Consider the following 17,200-nt stretch of genomic DNA (forward strand, 5'->3'; position numbering starts at 1 on the left):
TTCAGCTGGACAGCTCGGCGGCCAGCGCCTCGATGTGGTCGTGCCAGGCCGCCTGGTGGTCTGCCGTGGAACCCTTGTGGGTCAGGTGGAGGCGGGCTCCGCCGTTGCCGTCCCGGAGGGTCCAGGTGACCTCTCCGTCAGCGGTGCCGTAGGTCAGGTGGGTTGGTTCCTCGACCGCAGTTACCTTGCCGGGATTGATGCCCTTGGCAACGAAGCCGGGCGGGGGTGGCGTCCCAGGGGTGGCAGGTTGCGGTCCGGTCAGAAGGTGCCAGACCTTTTCCTTCGGCTGGACCAGCTGGCGTTCGAAGTGGAGGGTGCCGTCGTCCGAAACGGCGCCTTGGTCCAGGCCGAAGGCTTTGACGAAGTGTTCGTGGAGCTCGCGGTAGTCGCGTTCCGGGACCGTGTCGCCCAGCACGCGCTCGAGGGCGTCGAAGCAGAGGGTCCAGCCCCCGGCGAAGCTGGCCGAGCCGGCGCGGTCGTCGTACGTCGCCGTGAGGTGGAGGGTGCAGCCGGCTGGGGTCGGGTGGAGCTCCCAGCGCAGGACCTCGTCGCCCCACGTGTACTCGATCAGGTGGGGCGGCTCGTACGCGCGGATGACGCCGCTGCTCTGCTCGTCGACGGGCGCTCCCGGGTCCTGTTCGAAGGTGAACTTCACCGGGCCGTCGAGCCTGAGGTCCAGCTCGACCGCAGCCGGGAACCACCCGGCCAGCTGGGTCGGGTCGGTGATTGCTCGCCAGACCTTCTCTGCCGGATGCCGCAGGTCGCGCCGCATCCGCAGGACGGTCCGGCCGTTCTCAGAGCTCAGCGTCTCGGTCATGGATCTATATATACCCGCTCCGGCATATACGATCAACCGGCGAAGCGGGCCAGGTCCTTCAGCTCGGCGGAGAGGTCCGGCCGGCCGTCGAACACGTCGACCGACAGGTCGGCGTGCGTCCACGACCCGATCGCACGGCCGGCCTCGATGACGGCCGGTCGGAGCATGCCGCCGCCGGGGAAGATCGCGGCGGGTAGTTGCTGGAAACGGTTCTGATAGCCGAGGAGATACGCGTCGAACTCCCCCAGCATCCGGACGTCCCGACAGCCAGGTAGATCGTCGACCGCAGCCAGCTCCACGGAATCGACGTCGAAGGACTTCGTGGCGACCGCCTCGACGGCGCGGCGGGCGGCGGGCACGGGCAGCCCGGACCACGTCGCGAAGTCACGTGCCGTCGCGGGGCCGTAGGCGCTCAGGTAGCGGCGGGCCAGATCCTCGACGTCGCCCGCCAGGTCAAACGGCTTCCCGAGCCAGTCCCGCACGGCGACCCAGGTCTCTCCCGGCCCGTAACACAACCGGCCGAGCAACCCGGCATACCGGATCAGCGCGTAGACAGCCTGTCCCTTCGGCTCCGCGATCAGGTCCGCCGCAACTAGGAGTTCGGCCAGCTCGGCGCGGTTGGACGGACCGTTCGCCAGCAGGTGCTCTTCGAGTACGTCGGCCGCGCGGGCGCGGATGCCTGCCGGCAGCCCGAGTTCGCCGTACCGGCGTTCCGTGTCCTTAATCAACTTCGGACCGAGCAGGCCCAGCAGCGGACCGGCGTCCTCGACCGCGACCAACTGCAGCGTTCCGCGCATGAACCAGCCGCGGACGACCGAGCGGTCGGTCTCCTGGGCGTGTGTGACGTCGGCGAGCGTGGTCGCGGTGGATCGGGCACGGACGGCGTACGCGGCGCCGCGCCACGTCTGCGCCTGGAGGCCCCCCGTCCGGCGTACGACGTCGGCCACCCCTCCGGGGCCGGCCTCGTTCACCGGACGCGCCAAATAGTTCGCCTGCATCCTGGCCGCCAGTAACCAGTCAACAGTCCTCCGCGCCACTCCAGCATGACACCACGAACCGGACGAGTCCGCATCCCGAAATCGTCCCCGCCTGGTGGGCATACCAACGAAATGAGGGGTTGGCCACCCTGATTCCGGGTGGCCAACCCCTCATTCGGTGGGTATACCCACCAAACGCATCAGAGCGCGGGCTGGACCAGGTCGGCGAACGCCGCCTGGCCGGTGACGTTCGGGTGGTACGACTCGCTGACCGGGTTCGACAGGCCGTTGATCCACTCGGGGCTGCCGCACACGGAGTGACCGATGAACTTGCTCGTCGGGTTGACGAACGTGAACCCGGCCGCGCTTGCCGCGGCCGAGATCTTGGAGTTGAGCAGGTCGGCGGTCGCGTTCAGCCGGGTCATCTCGTCGGGGCTGAAGAACGTGCCGGCGTTGCAGTCAGTGCCGTTGAACAGTCGCGGGTACCCGACGACCACGACGTGCGCCGCCGCGGCGCGGCTCCGGATCGAGGAGTACAGCGTGTTGAGCCGGCCGGGCAGCGTGTTGTTGATGATGGTCTGGGCGCCGGCGACGGCGCTCGTGCAGTCGCCGAGCCACGACGGCTTCGCGCACTCGGTGATGACCGACGAGAAGCCGGCGTCGTTGCCGCCGACCTGCACCGAGACGATGTTGGTCGAGCTGGTCACCGACGGCAACTGGTTCGCAGTGACGTCGGCGACCTTCGCTCCGGAGCAGGCCACGAACGTCAGGTTGGCGCCGATCCGGGCCGCGTCGATGTACGAGTACGCCTTGGTGGACCGCTGGCAGGACCCGCTGCTGGTGATGTAGGTGCGGGTCCCGACACCGGAGGCGTACGAGTCACCGAGTGAGACGTAGTTCGGAGCCGCCGCGTGCGCGACTCCCGGGCTGAGGAGCATCGCTGCGCCGAGGGCCGCAGCGGACAGCAGACTGGCGATGGACTTCATGGGCGGACCGCCTTTGGACGCGAGGGGTGGCGATTGAAGTACTCAACGTCACCTTCGCTGACCGACGAGTAACACACAAGGTCCTGGTAACAAATTCACCGTGGATTCCCGGTGCCAGTCACCAACTAGCCGTTCCAGGAGGACAGACCCGGCCCCGGCGGCAGCGGGTAGCAACCGTCGACGAGCTCGACCCTCCCGTCTTCAGGCAGCAGACCGCTCTCCACGTAGATCGTGTTCGGCAGCGCGGCGAGCACGTGGATGTGCGCTCCCCCGCCGTGCGACGCGTACGGCACCCCGAACCCGGCCGCCATCAACCCGATCTCCAGACAGTCCGTCAACCCACCGGCCCGCCGCAGATCGGGTTGTACGACGCCGACGCCACCCCGCGCGATCAAGTCCCGGAAGGCTGCCTGCCCGTACCGGTTCTCCCCCGTTGCGATCGGGATGTCGAGCTTCTCGGCCAGCCGCACATGAGCATCGGTGTCGCCGGCCGGCAACGGCTCCTCGAACCACCGGCAGTCGAGCTCCTCGTACACCCGGCCGCGTCGCAGCGCCTCGGAGTACCCGAAGGCCTGGTTCGCGTCGACCATCAGCGGCGCGTCGGGCCCGATGATGTTGCGGACAGCCTTGATCCGCTGCACATCCTCGGTGAGCGGTCCGCCGCCGACCTTCATCTTGACGCCGCGGAAGCCCTGCTCCATCGCCCTCGCCGACACGCTCTCCAGACCCGCGACGTCCAGCTCGAGCCAGCCGACCATCGCGTACGTCGGAATCGCGGACCGCTGGGCTCCGAGCAGCTTCCACACCGGGACGTCGAGCGACTTGCCGAGCAGGTCCCACAACGCCAGGTCGATCGCCGAGATGCCGTACGACGACAGCCCGGCGGTCCCCTGGTAATCGGTCAGCGTCTGGAGCTTCTGCCGGATCCCGCGGATCAGCGTGGGATCCTCCCCCACGATCGCCGGCGCCAACTGGTCGGTGATCAGGTGGGCCAGCACCGCGGGCGAGCTCTCGACCCGGCCGAAGTACGTCGTACTGACGCCGCTCACGCCCTCGTCGGTGTCGATCCGGACGCGGGTCTGGCCGTTGCGGTCGAGCAACTGGATCGCGTCGCGGACCGCGTGTGCCTTCGGTTCGGAGGTGACTTCGACGCTGATATCGGTGATCTTCATCCGGTCATCCCTTGCCTGCGAGAACGTCTTCGACCTTCTGCTTGACGCTACCCAGCGCCGCTTCGGCGGTCTTCTTACCGCTCCAGACGTCGTCGAGCACCGGCCGGTAGATGGTCCGGGCACGTTCGATGTAGCGGCTGAAGTTCTCGTTGACCGCGTTGCCGAGCGCCTGCGTCACCAGCGCAAGGTTCGACGGCGACTTGTCGTCGGGCACGAACAGCGCTGACGAGCTCTTCGCCACCGGCATGAACCCGCGCGACTGCGCGAGCAGCTTCGCGGCCTCCGCGCCGGCGGCGTACTTCAGGAAGCTCCACGCGGTGTCGGGGTCCTTCGAGGCCTTCGGAACCGCGAGCACGGTCAGCGTGTTGACCGTCGTCCGGCGGACCTTCATCGGCGTCGGGAAGATGTCCCACTTCACCTTCGCGTTCTTGCGCAGGTACGGGATGCCGCTGGTCAGGCCGAGCAGCATCGCGACCTTGCCGGTGCCGAGCTGGGCCAGCGCCCAGTTCGGGGTCTGCCGGCCGGCGGTGACGGTGGCGAAGTCCGGGTGCACCTTGTGGACCAGAGCGAGGTCGGCGACCCACTGGACCGCCTCGGTCCCCTGCGGTTCGGCCAGCGTGAACCGGGTCGCGTCCTTCGAGTAGATGCCGTCGCCGCCGTTGCTCACGGGGAAGACGGTCTCGAGCGAGGAGTCGGGGAAGATCAGTGCGCCCCAGCGCTCGCCGTTCGGCTTGGTCAGCTTCTTGGCCGCCTCGACGAAGTCGTCCCACGTCCAGCCGCTCTTGGCCCAGTCCTTCGGCGGCAGCTCGACCCCGGCCTCCGCGAACGCGTCGGTGTTGCAGTACAGCACGCCGGGGTTGGTCATGATCGGCCAGGCCGCGTGCGCGCCGTCGGGCTGCTTGGCGAAGTTGTAGGCGACCGGGAAGTAGTCGTCGGGCTTGATCCCGTCCTTCTCCAGGTACGGGCGCAGGTCGAGCAGCGAACCCTCCGCGTAGTACCCGCGGACGTAGTCGTCGTTGATCCGGATCGCAGTCGGCGCCGCGCCGGAGGACAGCACGGTCCGGAGCTTGGTGTCGTAGTCGTCACCGGGGATCGACTGGATGTCGAGGGTCTTGCCGGCCTGCTTGGCCCAGTTCTGCGCCATCGTGTACATCGGGGTGCCGCTCTCGGTGTCCCAGGTCATCCAGGAGGCATTACCGCCACCGCCTCCACTTCCGCCGCTGCCGTTGCTGCCGCAGGCGGCGAGTGGGAGTCCGGCGGCGAGCGCGCCGCCGCCGATGCCGAGGGCCCGGAGTACCGACCGGCGGGAGATCTCTGATGCGGGCATGGTCGTTCCTGTTCTCTGAAGTTAATTGGTCCGCAGTTTGGCGACCGCGTCGTCGTCCAGCTCGATGCCCAGGCCGGGCAGGTCCCACGGCGTGATCTCGCCGTTCACCGGGACGAGCGGGTTCTTCCAGATCGGTACGTCGTCGAGGATCGGGTTGTGCTCGATGTTGTACTCCTGCGGGTAGACGCACGACGGCGTACTGACCCATAGGTGCGCATGTGCCGACGTACCGATCGTCTGTTGTGTGTTGTGCACGGTGATCGGCTTGGTGAAGGTGTCGGCGAGCACCGCGATCTTCTTGAACTCGGTGATGCCGCCGCACTTGATGACGTCGGGCTGCAGGATGTCGACCCTGCCGTCCAGGATCAGGTCCCGGAACTGCCAGGTGGTGTACTCCTGCTCGCCCGCCGCGATCGGGATGTCGACCGCGTCGGCCAGCCGTCCGTACGCCGCATAGTCGTGGGCGGCGAGCGGTTCCTCGAAGTGCCACACGCCGAGGTCCTCCAGCGCGTGGGCCAGCTTGATCGCGGTGTGTTCGTAGTACGCGTTGTTGACGTCGACCAGGATCGGGAAGTCGTCCCCGACGAGCTTGCGAACCGCGGTCACGGTGGCGATGGTCTGGTCGAAGCCGTCGTCGTGCATCCACGGCGTCGACGAGTGGATCTTGTAGCCGTGGAATCCCTTCTCCTGGAAGGACTGCGCGCGCTCGGCCTCCTGGTCCGGTGTCATGCTGCGCGACATCGAGCTCGCGTAGACCTTCGCGCTCTGTCGGTACTTGCCGCCGAGGAGCTGGTACGTCGGCAGCCCGGCCGCCTTGCCGAGCAGGTCCCACAGGGCGATGTCGATGCCCGCGATCGCGTTCAGCTGCGCGCCGCCGGGGCCGAGCTTGTACGGCTTGGTGTAGAGCCGGCGCCAGAGCCGCTCGATATCGGTCGCCTCCTCGCCGATGAGCAGCGGCGCCAGCGCCTGCTCCACGACGCTGTGCGAGACGTGCGCGTTCATCGGGCTGACCTCGCCGACACCGACCAGGCCCTCGTCGGTGTGCACCTTCACGATGTGCAGCTTGTCGAGCAGGATGATCGACTCGATGTTCGTGATCCGCATACTTATCCTTTCAGGCCGGACATCGTGATGCCCTGGACGAAGTACTTCTGGGCCAGCAGGAACAGCAGCAGCGGCGGCAGGATCGTCAGCGTCGCGGCGGCCATCATGAGATTGGTCTGGGTGAAGTACTCACCCTTGAACAGCGCGAGCGCGATCGGCATGGTCTGCAGCCGCGTCGAGTTGAGGAAGATCAGCGGGCCGAAGAGGTCGTTCCACGAGCCCATGAAGGTCAGTGCGCCGACCGCGGCCAGGGCCGGCTTGACCTGCGGGAGCATGATCCGCCAGAAGGTGCCGAAGATCGACGCGCCGTCGAGCTTGGCGGCCTCCTCCAACTCGATCGGTACGCCGCGGAAGGCCTGCCGGAGCAGGAACGTGCCGAACACCGGCGTCAGCACGTTCGGGACCCAGAGCGGGTAGTGGGTGTCGATCCAGCCCATCTGGCGGAACAGCATGTACTGCGGAACCAGGTAGACGATGCCCGGGATCATTGCCGTTGACAACAACAGCGCGAAGGCGAGGTTCTTGAAGGCGAAGTTCAGCCGCGCGAACCCGTAGCCGGCCAGCGACGCGAACAGCAGCAGGAAGCCGACGTTGAGCGCCGCGAGCTTGCAGCTGTTCAGGAAGAACGGCAGCAGGCCGTGGCCGGCTTGCGAGTAGTTGCCCCACTGGAACTCCGACGGCAGGAACGTCGGCGGCGACTGCAATACTTCGTTCTCGGGTTTGAGCGATGCGCTGATCATCCAGAGCAGCGGCATCGCGAACACCACGGCGAAGAACAGCAGGACGACGATCAGCACGACGCGGCGCGGGATGTGCCGGGGCGGCCGGTTTAAGACTCGGACGGCCCCAGTTATCGCCTCGGTTGTCGCCTCAGTTGTCATAGTGCACCCACCGTTTCTCCGTCCGCCACTGGATCGCGGTGACGACGCCGACGATGACGAACAGCACCCAGCCCATCGCGGAGGCGTAGCCCAGCCGGCCGTGCCCGAAGGCGGCCTCGTAGATCTGGAAGATGAACACCGAGGTGGCGTTGTTCGGGCCGCCGGACGTCATCACGTAGATGATCCCGAACACCTGGAACGAGGTGATGAACTGCGTGATCGTCAGGAAGAACAGGCTCGGGGTCAGCAGCGGGAAGACGACCGACCAGAACCGCCGCCAGGCCGACGCCCCGTCCATGGTCGCTGCTTCGATCAGCGACTGGTCGATGCTCTGCAGCCCGGCCAGCAGGATCACCATCGGGTAGCCAACGCCTTGCCAGAGCGCGACGATCATCACCGCGATCAGCGCGGTCTTGGTGTCGGACAGCCACGCCGGTCCGTGGATGCCGAGCGTCTTCAGCGTGGAGTTGAACAAGCCGTTATCGGGGTTGTACAGCCAGAACCATACGAAGCCGATCGCGACGACGTTGGTGACCGCGGGCGAGTAGTACAGCGTCCGGAAGATCCCGATGCCCTTGATCTTCTGGTTGCACAGGACGGCGAGTCCGAGACCGATGAAGATGGTCAGGACGACGACGACCAGGGTGAAGATCACGGTGTTCTTCAGTGACGGCCAGAACGTGTCGTCGGCGGTGAACAGCTCCTTGTAGTTGCCCAGGCCGAGGAACTTCGGCGAGTTCAGCCCGGTCCAGTTGGTCAGTGACACCACCAGGGAGGCTGCCACCGGCGCGAGCTGGAAGAACAGGACCCCGAAGATCACCGGGCCGACGAACAGCCAGCCGGCCAGGTTCTGCCGCTTGGGCTTGACCTTCGGGCGTTTGCGCGTCGCGGACGGACCGTCGACCGCCGGCGGAGACACGGTGGGCAGTACGGCGTTCGCCATGGGTCACACCTCGATTCCGATGTACTTCTCCTCGAGGAATTCGAGGATTCCCTCGGAGCTGCCTTCGCGGCCGAGACCGGACTGCTTGGTCCCGCCGAACGGCGCCGCCGGGTCGCTGAGCACGCCCCGGTTGACCGCGACCATCCCCGAGTCGATCCGCTGCGCCACCGCGAGCGCCTGCGCGGGATCGCCGTACACGTAGGAGATCAGGCCGTAGATGGTGTCGTTGGCCATCGCGACGGCCTCGTCGACGTCGCTGAAACCGACGATCGCGGTGACCGGTCCGAAGATCTCGGTCTGGTTGATCTCGCTGCCGTGCTTGACGTCGGTGAGCACTGTCGGCGGATAGAACGCGCCACCTTCGGGCGTCTCACCGCCCAGTGCGAGGTTGGCGCCTTCGGCAACGGCTCGGTCCACCAACCCGGCGACCTTGTCGCGCTCCTCCGGCGACACCAGGGCACCGAGGTCGTTCGACCGGTCGGCGCCGGGTCCCATCGTGACGGCCTTCATCGCCGCGGTGATGCGGGTGCTGAACTCTTCCACCAGCGAGTCGTGGACGTAGAACCGGTTGGCCGCGGTACAGGCCGATCCGCCGTTGCGCATCTTCGCGACCATCGCGCCCTCCACCGCGGCGTCGACATCGGCGCCGGGCAGGACGACGAACGGCGCGTTCCCGCCCAGCTCCATCGACGAGCTGACGACCTGGTCGGCCGCCTCGTGCAGCAGCACCCGTCCGACCTCGGTCGAGCCGGTGAACGACAGCTTGCGTACGGCGGGATGGTGCAACATCGCGCTCACCGCGGGACCTGCCGGCACCGGCGTCACCAGGTTGACGACACCGGCCGGTACGCCGACGCGTCGCAGCACGTCGACGACGTACGCCGCGGTGAGCGGGGTCTGGCTGGCCGGCTTCAGTACGACGGAGCAGCCGGCCGCCAGTGCGGGCGCGATCTTGCGGGTGGCCATCGCGGCGGGGAAGTTCCACGGGGTGACGAGAATCGCGACGCCGATCGGATCCCGGCGTACGACGATGGTCTTGTCGCCGGACGGTGAGAGGCGGAAGTCGCCGCCGATCCGGACCGCTTCCTCGGCGAACCAGCGGAAGAACTCGGTCGCGTAGGCCGCCTCGCCGATCGCGTCGGCGTACGCCTTGCCGTTCTCGGCGGTGATGAGCGCCGCGAGCTGCTCGCGTTCCTCGGTCAGTACGTCGAAGGTCGCGCGGAGCAGCTCGGAGCGCTGCCGCGGCGGGGTGGCCGACCACCCGGCCAGGGCATCAGCGGCTGCGTCGACCGCCGCGAGGCAGTCCGCCTCGGTGGCCGCGGCGAACTGGGCCAGCTCGGACCCGTCGGCGGGATCGTGGACTGGGAAGCGCCGGCCGTCGGCGGCCGGGCGCCACTGTCCGTCGATGAACAGATCGTGCGGAGAAGTCATGGGATGGCTCCGGGTATCAGAACTGGTCGGAACGGGTCAGGACTGGTCAGGGCTGGTCAGAACGGGTCGGTTCGGTCGCCGGCGTACGCGGCGCGCGTGATCTCGAGCAGCGCGTCGACATCGAGCGGGCGGGGGTTGTTGTCGATCAGCCGGGCCGACTGCAGGCCCAGTTCGGCGACGTACTCGAGCTGGTCCTCGGCGAGGCCGAGCTCCTTCAAGGTCGGCGGGATGCCGATACGGTCCAGCAGCCCGTCGACGGCCTCGATCCCGGCCAGTGCCTGCTGCTGGGTGTTACCTGCTTTCGGTACGCCGAAGAGCTTGGCGATCTCGGCGAACTCCTCGACACGGGCGGGAGCGTTGTAGCGCATGACGTACGGCAGGAGTACGCCGACCCCGACGCCGTGCGGGGTATGGGTCAGAGCCCCGAGCGGGTACTGCAGCGCGTGTGCGGCCGCGGTGCCGGCGACTCCTAGCGCGTAGCCGCCGGCATTCGCGGCGAGCATGACCGCGGCTCGCGCCTCCTGGTCGTGCGGGTGCTCGAAGGCGATCGGGAGTGCGGTCGCGAGGAGCCCGAGACCCCAGCGGGCGTAGGAGTCGCTGATGACGTTCTTGCCGATGAACACGCGACCCTCGGCGAGTGCCGACGGCGGGCGCTGGATGGCGGTGAACGACTCGACCAGGTGCGAGACCGCGTCCGCTCCGGCACTCGCCGTGAGGCTGGGCGGACAGGAGTAGGTCAGCTCGGGGTCGCAGACCGCGACCGACGGGATCAGGTACGGCGAGGAGATGCCGGCCTTGAGTTCTCGACGGCTGTCGCTCAGGACGCAGACCGGCGTGACTTCGGAGCCGGTGCCTCCGGTGGTCGGTACGGCGATGATCGGGAGCACCGGGCTCGGTACGGCGTTCTCCCCGTAGTACTGATCGATCGGGCCGCCGTGGGTGAGCATCAGCGCGACGGCTTTGGCGAGGTCCAGGCAACTGCCGCCGCCGATCCCGATGACGACGTCGATGCCGGCGTACTCCATCGCGTCGAAGCAGGCGTCGATGTCCGACATCGGCAGCTCCGGCGAGGTGTCGCTCCAGACGTGAACCCTGAGGCCGTTGTCCTCGAGATCCGTGAGCAGCTGCGCGAACTCGGGCGACGCGGCCAGCCGTTGATCGGTGCAGACGAGCGCTGAGCTGCCGTACTCCGCGGCGTAGCGTCCGAGCAGGGCGCGCTGGCCGGCGCCGAAGACAACCGTGCGCGGTGCTCGTTGCACGCCGAAGGCTGGGGCGGTGATCGTCATATTCGTGTCCTTGTCCGGTCGTCGGGCGGGATCAGTCGGCCAGAACGGCTTCGCGCCGGCCCGTATCCCGTGCGGTGTCCAGCCGGGTCAGCTCACGCCACAGGTCGTCGGCGATCTCGATGCCATCGGCAACCGACTCCCGGTATCGCGCGCGGGCGCCGTCACCGGGCACCGCCACCGGCGTGGCCGGATCGGCGCGGCGGCTGCGGCGTACCTGATCGAGGTACTCAGTGGCGGAGTGGCGGCCGCCGCTCAGCAGGATGAAAAGGTCGCCCTTGTTGCTCAGGCGGTCGTCGTCGAGCGTGCCGCCGACCGCGGTGCCGTACGCGGCCCCGGTCAGGAAGGTGACCATCGCGCCAAGGCCGAGCCCGAGGCCGTATCCCTTCGCTCCCCCGAACGGCGCGATCGATCCGTCCTTGGCCGCCACCGGGTCGACGGTCTCGTTGCCACCGGCATCCAAAGCCCAGCCCGGCTCCAGCGGTACGCCGCGCAATGCGTGGTCATGAACCTTGCCCATCGAGACCTGCGAGGTGGCCATGTCCAGCACGAGCGGCGGCCGCGCCGGCACCGCGAGCGCCAGCGGATTGGTGCCGAGCATCGCCTCGGTCCCGCCCCACGGGTGCACCAGCGCCTCGCTGGTCGTGATGCCGAGGCAGACCAGGCCACGGTCGGCCATGCGGCCGGCGTAGTACCCGAGCATGCCGAGGTGGTTGTTGTTCGTGATCGAGCAGACCGCGACGCCGTACTGCTCGGCTGCCGGGACGATCGCTTCCAGTGCGCGGACCGCGACCACCGGACCGAGTCCTTGCTGACCGTCGACGGACAGGTAGCAGGGGCTCATCCAGGTGTGGCAGCCGGTGCTGGTCGGGCTCGCGGTGCCGTTGCCCAACCGCCGCAGCAGTCTCGGCAGGCGCAGCAGACCGTGCGACGGCATCCCCTTCGCCTCGGCGACGACCAGGAGTTCGGCCTGCTGGGCCGCGGCGAGGTCCGGCACACCGGCGGCGATCAGGAGTCGTTCGGCCAGTGCTTGGGCCGTGAGCAGATCTGTGTGCATGTCGACCGTCCCAGGGTGGAGTCGCTGCATTCGTATTCATCGCCCGATTTCTTGGGAGGCTAGATCAGATCGGATACGATTCGCAATGGTCTGTGAATACGAATCCATGATTTCTGCCGACGGACGGACAACAGATGAGCCAGCGCACCGCAGTGACCAACGGGCGTCCCGGACGGCCCCGGATGAGTGACGTCGTCTACGAACGACTCCAGGAGTTCCTGCTGGATGGCCAGATCCAGCCGGGCGAACGGATCCGCGTCGACGAGCTCAGCCGCCGGCTCGGGGTCTCGCAGACCCCGGTCCGGGAGTCGCTGAACCGGCTCGAGGCCGAGGACCTGGTCACGAAAACACATCTGATCGGATATTCCGCCACGCCAAAGCTGACCCCGCAGCGGTTCGAGGATCTGTTCGAGGCCCGGTTCCTGATCGAGCCATACTGCTCAGGCCTCGCGGCCGGCCGGCACCGCGGCGACGAGGTCGAGCAACTCGCGCAGATCGCTGCCGAGATGCGTGCCCGCTACCAGGCCGGCACGATGTCGTACGGCGCCTTCGCCCGGGCCGACGCCGACTTCCACGAGGCCGTGATCGCGGCGACCGGCAACAGCTACTTCGGCGAGATCTTCGCCAAGCTCCACTGCCACCTGCAGCTGTTCCGCCTGCTCCGCGACTCGAGCGTCACCGAGGACGCGCTGGACGAGCACGATCTGATCGTCACGGCCATCCGCCAGCGGGACACGCAGTCCGCGGACGCCGCCATGCACGCCCACCTCACCGCCTCCCGCTCCCGCCTCCGCACCGCCTTCGAATCAACCACCCAAACGACCGCAGCCGACGACCTCTCACCGGGGGTGTGAACACCTCCTGGGGACCGAGAACAGGTTATTACCTGTTCTCGGTCCTCACGGGGTGTTCACGGTCCTCACGGGGTGTGCCCAGTCCCCACGGGGTGTGCCCAGTCCCCGCCGGGGTGTGCCCAGTCCCCACCGGGGTGTGCCCACTCCCCACCGGGGTTCACGGTTCCCACCGGGGTTCACGGTCCCCACCCGGGTTCACAGTTCCGGGCCGGGGACCGAGAGGGGGTTGAAGCCGTAGGGGAGCTCCAGGCGGTGGGCCGCCATGAGGGCGGCATCCCCCAGCAGGTCACGGGTTTTGCCGTCTGCGACGATGCGGCCGGCGTCCATCAGCAGACTGCGCTCGCAGAGCTGCAGCGCGTACGGAAGGTCGTGCGTGATCATCAGCAGCGTGACGTCCAGCCCGGCGAGGATGTCCGCGAGTTCACGGCGGGCGGCCGGGTCGAGGTTGCTGGACGGTTCGTCGAGGACCAGGACCTCAGGACGCATCGCCAGCACCGTGGCGACAGCCACGCGGCGGCGTTGACCGAAGGACAGGTGATGCGGGGCCAGGTCCGCATGGTCTTGCATCCCGACCTGGACCAGTGCCTCGTGCACCCGGTCGTCGAGCTCGGAGCCGCGGAGGCCGAGGTTCGCGGGACCGAAGGCGACGTCGTCGCGGACGGTCGGCATGAAGAGCTGATCGTCCGGGTCCTGGAAGACCAGACCGACCTTCCGGCGGATCTCGCCGAGGTGCTCACGGTGCAGGCCGGTCCCACCGATCTGGATGCGGCCGCTTCCGGTGCCGCCGGCAACCGAGCCGAGGATGCCGTTCAGATGCAGGACGAGCGTCGTCTTGCCGGCGCCGTTCGGGCCGAGCAGCGCGACCCGTTCGCCGCGCTCGACCGTGAAGTCGACGCCGAAGAGTGCCTGCCGCCCGTCCGGGTAGGCGAACACCAGCCGCTCGACCTGAATCGCAGCACCGCTCACGGCCAGACCACCCTCATCGCTTGATGACTCACGAGCTCACCATCCTGGCCGCGACCGCGACGACAACCGCGACCACCGAGATCGCGACTCCTTCCAGCCACTGCCCGCGCGACGCACCCTGCACACTCAGCAACGGCATCCGTCCCGTGTATCCACGCGACCGCATCGCCAGATGCACCCGCTCGCCGCGCTCGAAGCTCCGCACGAACAAGGCGCCCACTCCCCCGGCCACCGCCTTCAGATGACCGACCCGGCCGCCCGTATATCCACGGGACTCCCGAGCCACCCGCATCCGGTGCAGGTCATCGGACACGACGCTCAGGTAGCGGACCATGAACGACAAGATCGCCACGAGCGTCGCCGGCAACCGCAGCCGTTCCAGCCCGGCCAGCAGGTCCCGGGGCGCGGTCGTTGCCGACAGCAAGATCGCGGCGAGTACCCCGAGCGTCCCCTTCGCCAGCACGTTCCAGGCGCCGAGCACACCCGATTGCGACAGATCCAGACCCAGCACGGATACTTGCGGACCGGTGGCCACGAACGGCAGCAGCAACGCGAACACGATGAAGGGCGTCTCCACCGCGAGTCGCCTCGAGACAACGGGCACCGGCAACTTGGCGACGACGAGAGCTGCCACGAGCATCCCAGCGTACACGCCGAAAGCCCAGAAGACGGCAGCCGGTGTCGACACCACGGCCAGCACGAAGGCGAACAGGGCGACCAGCTTCACCTGCGCCGGGATCCGGTGGACCGGGCTGTCCACCGCGACGAGGAGACCGTCGCCGGTCACGGGGCCTCCCGGTCTGGACTGAGGAGCGGAGGGAGCGAAGCGGCCGGAGCGACGAGGGAAGTCCGGGAGCAACAGCCCCGTGACCCGCCACGACGGAGTCGCGGCATCAGTACCGTCACGATGCCTTGTTCGCACGCAGCGACGCGAGCTTCGCGATCGCCAGGCCGACGACGATCGTCACCAGTACGCCGATGATGCCCGCCAGCGCGCCGGACACCTGCGAGTTGCCGATCCCGTGGACGCCGTAGTCGGCGAGCGGACTGCCCGCGACAGCCGAATCCTTCGCGGCGCCGTCGAACCCGAGCTTGGCGCCCACGAACTCCAGCCCGTCCGGATGCGCACTCGCGAACAGGCTCAGCCCGCCCGCGACGACGAGGGTGACCGCGACACCGATCCCGAGCGACCGTCCGGCCGGCTTGGCGGCGATCGGCCTGTCCGGGGACACCGTCGAGGTGTTGCCGTCGGCATCGACCAGGACGAGATCCCGCTGCAGGTGCCGAGCGGCGTACACCAGGTCCGGCCGGGTCGCGACGACCGCGCTCAGCACGGCCGCGGTGATCACCGCCTCGCCGATCCCGACCAGGATGTGCCAACCGACCATCGCCGTCGCGAGCTTCGCGAGCGGGATGTCGACCGCGCCACCGATCGAGTACAGCCCGGTGAACGCCAGCGCCGCGACCGGCACCGACACAAGAGCGCCGACAGTCGCCGCCGGCACGACGCTGCCCACTCGCCGCGGCATCACCTTCAACACTGCCCGCGTCAGGAAGTACCCGACCAGGACCGTGATCAGCCCCATCAACGTGATGTTCGTGCCCAGCGCGGTCAGACCGCCGTCGGCGAACAGCAACCCCTGCACGAGCAGCACCGTCGACATCACCAGTACGGCGGTCCACGGCCCGACCAGCGCGGCGGCGAGCGCTCCACCGAGCAGGTGGCCGCTCGTCCCGGCGCCGACCGGGAAGTTCACCATCTGCACCGCGAACACGAACGCCGCCGTCAGACCGGCCAGCGCCGGGCCGGTCTCACGGAGCTCCCGATTCGCCCGTTGCAGGCTGAAGCCGACCGCCCCGGCCGCGATCAGGCCGGTGGCGACGGACGTGGGCGCGTCGAAGAAGCCGTCAGGAACATGCACACGCACATTCTTGATCTAGTTGCGACTGATTCGCAACAAGCTGTCTCACAGCGCCTTGAGCGCCTCTCCGATCGCACGGTGGAACGTCGGGTAGGCGAAGATCATCTGTCGCAGGGTGTGCACGGGCACGGCGGCGTGCACCGCGACCGCGAGCGCGCTGAGCACCTCGCCGCCGGTCGGCCCCGCACTGGTCGCACCGACGAGCACCTTGCGGTCGGCGTCCATCACGACCTTGATGAACCCCTCGTTGCCGGCCTTGTGGATCCAGCCGCGCGTCGACGCCGGGATCGGTGTCGAGCCGGTCCGCACGTTCAGCCCCGCGTCCCGGGCCTGCTGCTCGGTCATCCCGACCGCGCCGATCTCCGGGTCGGTGAACGTCACCCGCGGCATCGCGTGGTAGTTCGCGGTCGGCGCGTCCGGCTCCTGCAGGATGTCGCGGACCGCGATGTCGGCCTGGTACATCGCGTTGTGGGTGAACACGCCGACGCCGGTGACGTCGCCGATCGCCCACACCCTGTCGGCGGCCCGGACGTGCTCGTCGACCTCGATCCGGCGGGCCTTCGGGTCGAGGCCGACCTTCTCCAGCCCGAGATCCGCCGTCGCGATCCGGCGACCCGTTGCCACCAGCAACTTCTCGGCGGTGGCCGACGCACCGTTGTCGAGCGTGACGGTGAAGTTGTCCCCGGCGTACCCGACCTGCGTGGCGTGGGCGCCGAGCAGGAACGTCACGCCGTCGCGCTGCAGCGCCTCACGCGCGAGCACGCCGGACTCGGGCTCCTCCATCGACAGCACCTCGTCGGCACCCTCGACCACGGTCACCTTCACCCCGAAGCGGGCGAACACCTGGGCCAGCTCCATCCCGATCGCGCCGCCGCCGAGGACCAGCAGCGAAGCGGGCAGCACCTCGACCTCGATCGCCTCCCGGTTCGTCCAGTACGGCGTACCGGCGAGGCCCTCGATCGGCGGGACGGACGGGACCGTACCGGTCGCGATCACGATGCCGCGGGCCGCCTCGAACTCACGGTCGCCGGCCTTGACCGTGCTCGGTCCGGTGATCGTCGCGCGGTCCTTGATCACGGTGGCGCCCTTGCTCACCAGGCGGTCGATCGCGACCTGGTCGTTCCAGGTGTCGGTCGCCTCCTCGCGGATGCGCTTCGCGACCGGGGTCCAGTCCGGCTGCACCGTCGCCGTACCGGCCATGCCGTCGACGCGACGCGTCTCGGCGATCAGGTTCGCGGCCCGGATCATCATCTTGCTCGGGATGCACCCGTAGTACGGGCATTCGCCGCCCACCAGCCGCGACTCGATGCCGACCACCCGGAGGCCTGCCTGCGCCAAGCGTCCGGCCGTCTCCTCTCCGCCGACCCCGAGCCCCACCACGATCACGTCAACCTGTTCACCCATGCGGACAATCTTGCAGAACGACTGGACCGGGCCAACTCTCCCCCCGGCGCGTCACGACTCCGTAAGCGCCCGCTCA

General features: G+C 68.3%; 16 protein-coding genes. 1 reads left to right on the forward strand and 15 read right to left on the reverse strand.

Going from position 1 to position 17,200, the window contains the following annotated elements:
- Position 1: 1 nt before the first annotated feature.
- The 11 genes from EV653_RS09815 to EV653_RS09865 all read right to left on the reverse strand — a co-directional run bounded on the left by EV653_RS09815 (position 2) and on the right by EV653_RS09865 (position 11,978).
- A complete protein-coding gene (locus EV653_RS09815; protein ID WP_134100473.1) occupies positions 2-817 on the reverse strand; it encodes an SRPBCC family protein in 816 nt (271 codons plus the stop codon).
- A 32-nt stretch (positions 818-849) separates the two neighbouring features.
- Complete coding sequence (locus EV653_RS09820; RefSeq protein WP_166679330.1) at positions 850-1,815, reverse strand: winged helix DNA-binding domain-containing protein; 966 nt, start codon at positions 1,813-1,815, stop codon at positions 850-852.
- A gap of 179 nt (positions 1,816-1,994) precedes the next feature.
- A complete protein-coding gene (locus EV653_RS09825) occupies positions 1,995-2,780 on the reverse strand; it encodes an SGNH/GDSL hydrolase family protein (RefSeq protein WP_134100479.1) in 786 nt (261 codons plus the stop codon).
- A gap of 125 nt (positions 2,781-2,905) precedes the next feature.
- On the reverse strand, positions 2,906-3,952 hold the full coding sequence (locus tag EV653_RS09830; protein WP_134100482.1) for a mandelate racemase/muconate lactonizing enzyme family protein: 1,047 nt from the start codon (positions 3,950-3,952) through the stop codon (positions 2,906-2,908).
- Positions 3,953-3,956: 4 nt separating this feature from the next.
- Positions 3,957-5,279, reverse strand: a complete 1,323-nt coding sequence (locus tag EV653_RS09835) for an ABC transporter substrate-binding protein (protein ID WP_134100484.1) — start codon at positions 5,277-5,279, stop codon at positions 3,957-3,959.
- A gap of 21 nt (positions 5,280-5,300) precedes the next feature.
- Entirely contained in the window at positions 5,301-6,383 is a 1,083-nt protein-coding gene (locus EV653_RS09840) for a mandelate racemase/muconate lactonizing enzyme family protein (RefSeq protein ID WP_134100487.1), read from the reverse strand.
- 2 nt (positions 6,384-6,385) lie between these two features.
- Entirely contained in the window at positions 6,386-7,264 is an 879-nt protein-coding gene (locus EV653_RS09845; protein WP_134100490.1) for a carbohydrate ABC transporter permease, read from the reverse strand.
- A complete protein-coding gene (locus EV653_RS09850; RefSeq protein ID WP_134100493.1) occupies positions 7,254-8,207 on the reverse strand; it encodes a carbohydrate ABC transporter permease in 954 nt (317 codons plus the stop codon). Before EV653_RS09850 ends, EV653_RS09845 begins: the two co-directional genes overlap by 11 nt.
- Positions 8,208-8,210: 3 nt before the next feature.
- Positions 8,211-9,638 carry an NAD-dependent succinate-semialdehyde dehydrogenase gene (locus EV653_RS09855; protein ID WP_134100496.1) on the reverse strand — a complete coding sequence of 476 codons (1,428 nt, stop codon included), beginning with the start codon at positions 9,636-9,638 and terminating at the stop codon, positions 8,211-8,213.
- Between the two features lie 56 nt (positions 9,639-9,694).
- The gene (locus EV653_RS09860) at positions 9,695-10,924 is read right to left on the reverse strand and encodes an iron-containing alcohol dehydrogenase (RefSeq protein ID WP_134100498.1); all 1,230 of its coding nucleotides are present in this window, start codon (positions 10,922-10,924) and stop codon (positions 9,695-9,697) included.
- A gap of 31 nt (positions 10,925-10,955) precedes the next feature.
- Positions 10,956-11,978, reverse strand: coding sequence for an Ldh family oxidoreductase (locus EV653_RS09865; RefSeq protein ID WP_134100501.1), 1,023 nt, complete (start codon positions 11,976-11,978; stop codon positions 10,956-10,958).
- A gap of 134 nt (positions 11,979-12,112) precedes the next feature.
- Between EV653_RS09865 and EV653_RS09870 the strand changes: the two genes are divergently transcribed.
- Positions 12,113-12,832 carry a GntR family transcriptional regulator gene (locus EV653_RS09870; RefSeq protein WP_134100504.1) on the forward strand — a complete coding sequence of 240 codons (720 nt, stop codon included), beginning with the start codon at positions 12,113-12,115 and terminating at the stop codon, positions 12,830-12,832.
- A gap of 195 nt (positions 12,833-13,027) precedes the next feature.
- Here EV653_RS09870 and EV653_RS09875 read toward each other — a convergent pair whose 3' ends face one another.
- From EV653_RS09875 to EV653_RS09890, 4 genes are all read right to left on the reverse strand, one after another.
- Positions 13,028-13,798 carry an energy-coupling factor ABC transporter ATP-binding protein gene (locus tag EV653_RS09875; protein WP_134100506.1) on the reverse strand — a complete coding sequence of 257 codons (771 nt, stop codon included), beginning with the start codon at positions 13,796-13,798 and terminating at the stop codon, positions 13,028-13,030.
- A gap of 28 nt (positions 13,799-13,826) precedes the next feature.
- The gene (gene cbiQ, locus EV653_RS09880) at positions 13,827-14,585 is read right to left on the reverse strand and encodes a cobalt ECF transporter T component CbiQ (protein WP_134100510.1); all 759 of its coding nucleotides are present in this window, start codon (positions 14,583-14,585) and stop codon (positions 13,827-13,829) included.
- A 115-nt stretch (positions 14,586-14,700) separates the two neighbouring features.
- Positions 14,701-15,720 (reverse strand): energy-coupling factor ABC transporter permease, encoded by a 1,020-nt coding sequence (locus tag EV653_RS09885; RefSeq protein ID WP_134100513.1) that lies wholly within the window; start codon positions 15,718-15,720, stop codon positions 14,701-14,703.
- A 45-nt stretch (positions 15,721-15,765) separates the two neighbouring features.
- Positions 15,766-17,124: a dihydrolipoyl dehydrogenase family protein gene (locus EV653_RS09890; protein ID WP_134100516.1), complete on the reverse strand. Its 1,359-nt coding sequence runs from the start codon at positions 17,122-17,124 to the stop codon at positions 15,766-15,768.
- Positions 17,125-17,200 lie beyond the last annotated feature (76 nt).

The sequence above is a fragment of the Kribbella pratensis genome (genome assembly GCF_004365355.1).
In the GTDB taxonomy this organism is placed as follows: Bacteria; Actinomycetota; Actinomycetes; order Propionibacteriales; family Kribbellaceae; genus Kribbella.